Source organism: Caulobacter sp. B11 (genome assembly GCF_002737765.1).
Classification (GTDB): Bacteria; Pseudomonadota; Alphaproteobacteria; order Caulobacterales; family Caulobacteraceae; genus Caulobacter.
Genome location: NZ_PEGG01000287.1, coordinates 1 through 5,153, shown reverse-complemented (window position 1 = coordinate 5,153; position 5,153 = coordinate 1). Strand labels below are relative to the sequence as shown.

Genomic DNA, 5,153 nt, shown 5'->3' with positions numbered 1-5,153 from the left:
CGGCCAGGCCGGGGCGACCAACCCTTCTTGGCCAGGACGCGGTGGGTTGCCAGGAGAGGAAGTCCTCCTTGGCCATTTCCTCGCCCTCTTCCTGCTTGTCGCGCAGCCGGCCAGGGTAGCTCTCAGCGATGAAGGCGCGCACTTCGTCGCGGAAAGCGGCGTCTTCGGGGGAAAAGTCGAGGTTCATGGCCAGCTCCCGGAATCGGCCTCTGCGTCGGGCCGTCTTTATGGTTCGGAGGTCATCTTAGGTTCGAACATGCGTTTGGAAAGATGACGTGAGCGTCAACGTAAACAATGATCAGTTTGCGGTCGCGATCTGACCCTAGCGAACCGCGCAGGCGATCCGGACCAAGCCAGGGCGCTCGCCCCGCCCACACCTTCTTCGTCGGCGATCTGAAGGTCGAGAAGGGGCGTCCTGCCTAGGCGCCGAAGCAGCAGGGCATGGCCTCGCGTCGGGCCGACCTGGGCGGCGACACAGTGATCAAGGGCGGCGGGATTGACGGCCGCCAGCACGGCGGCGGCGGCGCATGCGCCATAGCCGTCGAGCAGAACCGGGATCTTCTGCACCCGCGCCGCCAGGATCGCGCCGGCCACCGCGGCGGTCTCGCGCCCGCCCAGCTGCCGCAGAACCTCAAGCGGATCGGAAAGGTCGCCCTCCCGCGCGCCCGGGCCACGGCGGCGGCCACGGCCTCGGGCGCGTCGCTCCAGTCCGAGGCCTCGCCGCCCAGCAGGGCCAGGCAGAGAGCGGCGGCGGTCTGGTCGGCCTCGGCGGCGATCACGCCGGGGATCAACAGGTCCGGCTGCTTGGCCAGGGCTTCCATGCCGAAGGCCATGGTCGCGGCGCATTCCTTCTCGCTCATCGAGGCCTTGTGGGCGGCGTCCGGCACGGGACGGTCAATGGCGAGGTCGAAGGCTTCCAGCCCCGCGCCCTGGGCCCCGGCCAGACGGCAGATGGCGGCGCCGCCGGCGGCCACGGCCTCGAGGCGCTCTCGAGCGTAGCCGCGGGGCCCGACGCCCTGGCGAGCCCCGGCATAGAGCGCGATGACCGGACGATTGACCGCCGGCGGCGCCTTGCCGGTCCAGGCGGTCAGCCAGGCCGAGATCTCGGCCAGCCGGCCTCCGTCGTGCGGCGCGGCATAGACGCCCGGGGCCGGCAGATCGGCGGCGAGCTTGCGGATATCGTCGAACGGAGAAGCGGTCATGGCCGCGACTTAAGCCAGCCCGCGCCCAATGCAAGCCTCGTTCGCCGTCAGGCAGCCCGCCAGGACGGGATCGAGTCGGCTTGCGCGGCGCGCCCAGAGTGGCGATGATCACCAGACATGACCCTCGCCGCCCGCCCGCCCAGAGCCATCGCCACGCCTTGCGTCAAGGTCTGCGCCGTCGACGGCGTCAGCGGCGTCTGCCTGGGATGCCGCCGGACCCTGCCGGAAATCGCCGGCTGGGCGCAGTTGAGCGACGACGAGCGCGCCGCGATCATCGCCGCCCTGCCCGGTCGCCCCGACCCGATGGCTCGGCTGAAGGCCCAGCGCCCCTAGGCTCGATGGCGACCCAGCGTTAACGCTGCAAGACCTGAATGAGTGGCGTAATTTCCGAGCTTTAGATCCAACATTCAATATAGCTGATGGATTTTCGGTTTCTGGTAAGTCTTATTTGTTGGATTCGCTGCGATACTGGCCAGCACCATTAACCTTGACTATTCCTTTAAACGTGATTCACGGCTTGAAAAGGCCTTGCTGCCTATAGTCACCGCATCGGTCAAAGAAATGGCCGGACAGCCTGCTAGGCAAGGTGACTTCGATGTTCAAGTTCGTTGCGATCGCGATTATCGGCGCCCTTTCGGCCGTTGGCGCCGCCAAGGCCGTGGTGTCACTGGATGATCTGCGACAGCCCGAACTGCGCGGCTCCGGCGCCGCCTCATCGACCATGGCCGGGGATCCGGGCGCGGCCCAGCTGGTCAAGGCGGCCGATGGCCACTTCTGGGCCGAGGGCGATGTCGACGGCCGCGCGGTGCGGTTCCTGGTCGACACCGGGGCCACGGCCGTCTCGCTGAGCCTCAACGACGCCAAACGCCTGGGCATCGACACCAGCAAGCTGAACTACGAATACAGCGTCATCACCGCCGAGGGCCGCACCCGCGCCGCCTCGGTGCAGTTGGCCAGCGTCGCCATCTCCGGGGTCAAGATCCGCAATGTCGACGCTTTGGTCATCGAGAAGGGTCTCGAGACCTCGCTGCTGGGCATGAGCTATCTGGGCCGGCTGTCCAGCTTCCAGGCCACGCGCCGGTCGCTGGTGCTCAACCCCTGAGCCGCGCGCCTCTGCGCTAGACTTCCAGCGGCTGCGGGGCGCGAGCCTCGCGCCGGTCGACCGCCTCGCGCACGGCGGCCAGGGCGCGATCGACGACATCAAGACCGGCGCTCGCCCCCACGCTCTCGACCGTAAGGATCCGACGCCAGGCCCGGGCCCCGGGCAGCCCGTGAAACAGGCCCAGCATGTGCCGGGTGATGCCGGCCAGGTGGGCGCCGCCGGCCAGTTGAGCGGCGATATAGGGCTTGTAGAGCTCGACCGCCTCGAAGGCCGTCACCGAGTCCGCCTCGCCAAACACCAGCCTGTCGACCTGACCCAGCAACGCCGGCTCATGATAGGCGGCGCGGCCCAGCATCACCCCGTCGACGACATCCAGATGCGGCAGCGCGGCCTCGAGGCTGGCGATCCCGCCATTGATCACGATGGTCAGGTCCTGGCGCTCGGCCTTCAGCCGATGGACCAGGGCGTAGTCCAGGGGCGGCACGTCGCGGTTTTCCTTCGGCGACAGGCCCTTCAGCCAGGCCTTGCGGGCATGGACGACGAAGCTCTCGACCCCGGCCTGGGCGCAGAGGTCGACCAGGGTGAACAGGCTCTCCTCCGGATCCTGGTCAACTCCGATCCGACACTTGACCGTCACAGGAACCGACACCGCCGCCGCCATCGCCGCCATGCAGTCGGCCACCAGGGCCGGCTCGCGCATCAGGCAAGCCCCGAAGCGGCCACTCTGCACGCGGTCGGACGGGCAGCCGACATTCAGATTGATCTCGTCATAGCCATAGTCGGCGCCGATCCGGGCGGCGGTGGCGAGGTCGGCCGGGTCCGACCCGCCCAGCTGCAGCGCCACGGGATGCTGGCCGGCGTCGTAGCCCAGCAGCCATTCGCGGTCGCCATGCAGCACCGCCCCGGTCGTGACCATTTCCGAATACAGCAGGGTCCGACGCGTCAGGACGCGGTGCAGCGACCGGCAGTGACGATCACTCCAGTCCATCAGCGGAGCCACAGCAAATCGGTGACTAACCCGTTGATATTTAATGGAACTATTTTTCGAAATCATGCCGATACGGGACTGGACGGATTCCACATATAGTCCAATTCGTGGCCATACACCATGTGCGGCGCCGCCCGGTGAACAATGCCGGACCACCGATTTTTGCCTTCGCCCCCCAAGGGAGTCCACCTCGCTGCGGCTTAGGCGAGCGAGACACCGAACCGCCAAACCGTACTGGGTAGCCTACAGGCCGAAGGGATAGATGTCCGGAGCGCCCTCCGCAGGTGTTCCGGGCAAGGGATCAACCGCACCGGTCTGCTCGAACCAAACCAAGGCGTCGAACTGCTTCGAGAGCTGAGCCTTGAAGTAGTGGCTGCGCATCTCCGTCTCCGGCCGATAGATGACGCCGATGGCGCGCTCCAGGCGGGTCTCGCCGAGCGCGCGCGCCAGTTCGGGGTCAGAGCGCCAGTCCACGAGGGCGCGATGAAGGCCCGCACGAAGCAACAACCGTTCCCAACTGTCTACATGCGACGGCAACACCGTCTTGATCTTGACGTCGTCGCCCCAGTCGTCGGCGGCCGCCACCTGGCCGCGGTCGGTCGCGAAGCCTATCGAGACGCACGCGTGGCCAAAGGTCTCCCGACACAGCTGGCCGATATTGAATTCGCCGGCGGAGCCCATCGCCGTCGCCGAGGCGTCGCCGATATGCGAGTTGTGCGCCCAGACGACGGCCTTGGCGCCGTTCGCGCGCCTGGATCAACCGTCCGAGCGTTTGGAACATATGGCTGTCGCGCAGATTCCAGCTTTCGACCGACCCGCGGTACATGGCGCGGTAGTAGGCCTCGGCCGACTTGACCACCCTGGCGTTCTGCTCGGCGTCGAAATAGGCTTCATCGTGGTCTGACGAGTACAGCCAATGGCGCTCCAAAAGGGCGACCAGTTGAGCCACGACCTCGTCTTCGCAATCGGCGCGACCAAATCGGGCCGCCGCACCGTAGTTTTGAGGCTCATCGAGGTAGGGGCTCAGGCAACCTATACCGCCTGCGGGCGCGCGGCGGCCTCTCCCGGGTCCATGTGATCGAGATAGGCAAGCACTTCGGCCATAGAGCGGGAGAGGCTATAGACGTCGAGGCCGCGCAGCTCCGCCCGGTCGGCCGCGCTACGGGGCAGGTTCCAGGCTCGAAGGTCGTGGACGAAGGCGGAGAACTCGGCGTTACGCCACATCCAGCGCGGAAAGTTGACGAAGCTGGGATGCTGTCCCCAGACGTCCCGATTACGCGCGAACCGATCGAGCTCGGCGACATCCGGCCAATCCGCCTCGATCGCCACGATACGGAAGCCGTGCTTGTCGATCAGCCGGCGCGTGATGGCGGCGCGGGCGCGATAGAATTCGGAGGTGCCGTGCGTGCCCTCCCCAACAAGACGACCTTGGCGTCACCGAAGCGATCGAAGGACGCCGCGAAGGCCTCATCATCAAGATCCGACAGCGGCTGGGCGCGGTCGCGAAGCAACGAGATGAGTTGGTCATCGTGAGAACGAACGGAGGCGGTCATCGGTGGAGGTTCAAAGGCCGATAGGGCCGACCCAATAACCCGGCGAGCCATAATAGGCGTGGACCGCCTCGCGCCACTCCACCTCGTCCTTGATCTCCTTGTCAGGAACGTGTCGGCCCTTCTCGATCTGTTCGCGCGCGAGAGCGAGGTCTTGTAGCCGTGCTTGTCGGGATCGTAGTCGAGCATCCGCCAGGGGATCGGATAGTAACGCGTTCCCACACCCAGGAAACCGTCGAAACGACATGAGGGCGTAGGTGGTCCGGCCTGTCGCCTTTTCGATCATCAGATCGTCGATCTTACCGAGCTTT

The 5,153-nt window shown here is 66.3% G+C and carries 6 protein-coding genes and 3 pseudogenes; 2 read left to right on the top strand and 7 right to left on the bottom strand.

Annotation, left to right across the window (positions count from 1 at the left end; all coding sequences use genetic code 11):
- Together CSW58_RS11235 and CSW58_RS11230 are read right to left on the bottom strand one after the other, a co-directional pair.
- Positions 1–187, bottom strand: a pseudogene (locus CSW58_RS11235) (pimeloyl-CoA dehydrogenase large subunit); the annotation flags it as partial.
- A gap of 135 nt (positions 188–322) precedes the next feature.
- Positions 323–1,202 (bottom strand): annotated as a pseudogene (locus CSW58_RS11230) (nicotinate-nucleotide--dimethylbenzimidazole phosphoribosyltransferase).
- Positions 1,203–1,319: 117 nt separating this feature from the next.
- Between CSW58_RS11230 and CSW58_RS11225 the strand changes: the two are divergent.
- Positions 1,320–1,535: a DUF1289 domain-containing protein gene (locus CSW58_RS11225; RefSeq protein WP_099447347.1), complete on the top strand. Its 216-nt coding sequence runs from the start codon at positions 1,320–1,322 to the stop codon at positions 1,533–1,535.
- Between the two features lie 262 nt (positions 1,536–1,797).
- Entirely contained in the window at positions 1,798–2,304 is a 507-nt protein-coding gene (locus tag CSW58_RS11220) for a TIGR02281 family clan AA aspartic protease (protein ID WP_099447348.1), read from the top strand.
- A gap of 16 nt (positions 2,305–2,320) precedes the next feature.
- Here CSW58_RS11220 and dusA read toward each other — a convergent pair whose 3' ends face one another.
- From dusA to CSW58_RS15325, 5 genes and pseudogenes are all read right to left on the bottom strand, one after another.
- Complete coding sequence (gene dusA / locus CSW58_RS11215) at positions 2,321–3,358, bottom strand: tRNA dihydrouridine(20/20a) synthase DusA (RefSeq protein ID WP_099447346.1); 1,038 nt, start codon at positions 3,356–3,358, stop codon at positions 2,321–2,323.
- Between the two features lie 177 nt (positions 3,359–3,535).
- A complete protein-coding gene (locus tag CSW58_RS16280; protein ID WP_369825165.1) occupies positions 3,536–3,973 on the bottom strand; it encodes an erythromycin esterase family protein in 438 nt (145 codons plus the stop codon).
- Positions 3,974–4,097: 124 nt separating this feature from the next.
- Positions 4,098–4,319, bottom strand: a pseudogene (locus tag CSW58_RS16275) (erythromycin esterase family protein); the annotation flags it as partial.
- 5 nt (positions 4,320–4,324) lie between these two features.
- Positions 4,325–4,621, bottom strand: coding sequence for an erythromycin esterase family protein (locus CSW58_RS15810; protein WP_201721647.1), 297 nt, complete (start codon positions 4,619–4,621; stop codon positions 4,325–4,327).
- Positions 4,622–4,855: 234 nt separating this feature from the next.
- A partial coding sequence (locus tag CSW58_RS15325) for a PRC-barrel domain-containing protein (protein WP_099447345.1) occupies positions 4,856–5,153 on the bottom strand: 298 nt, incomplete at its 5' end.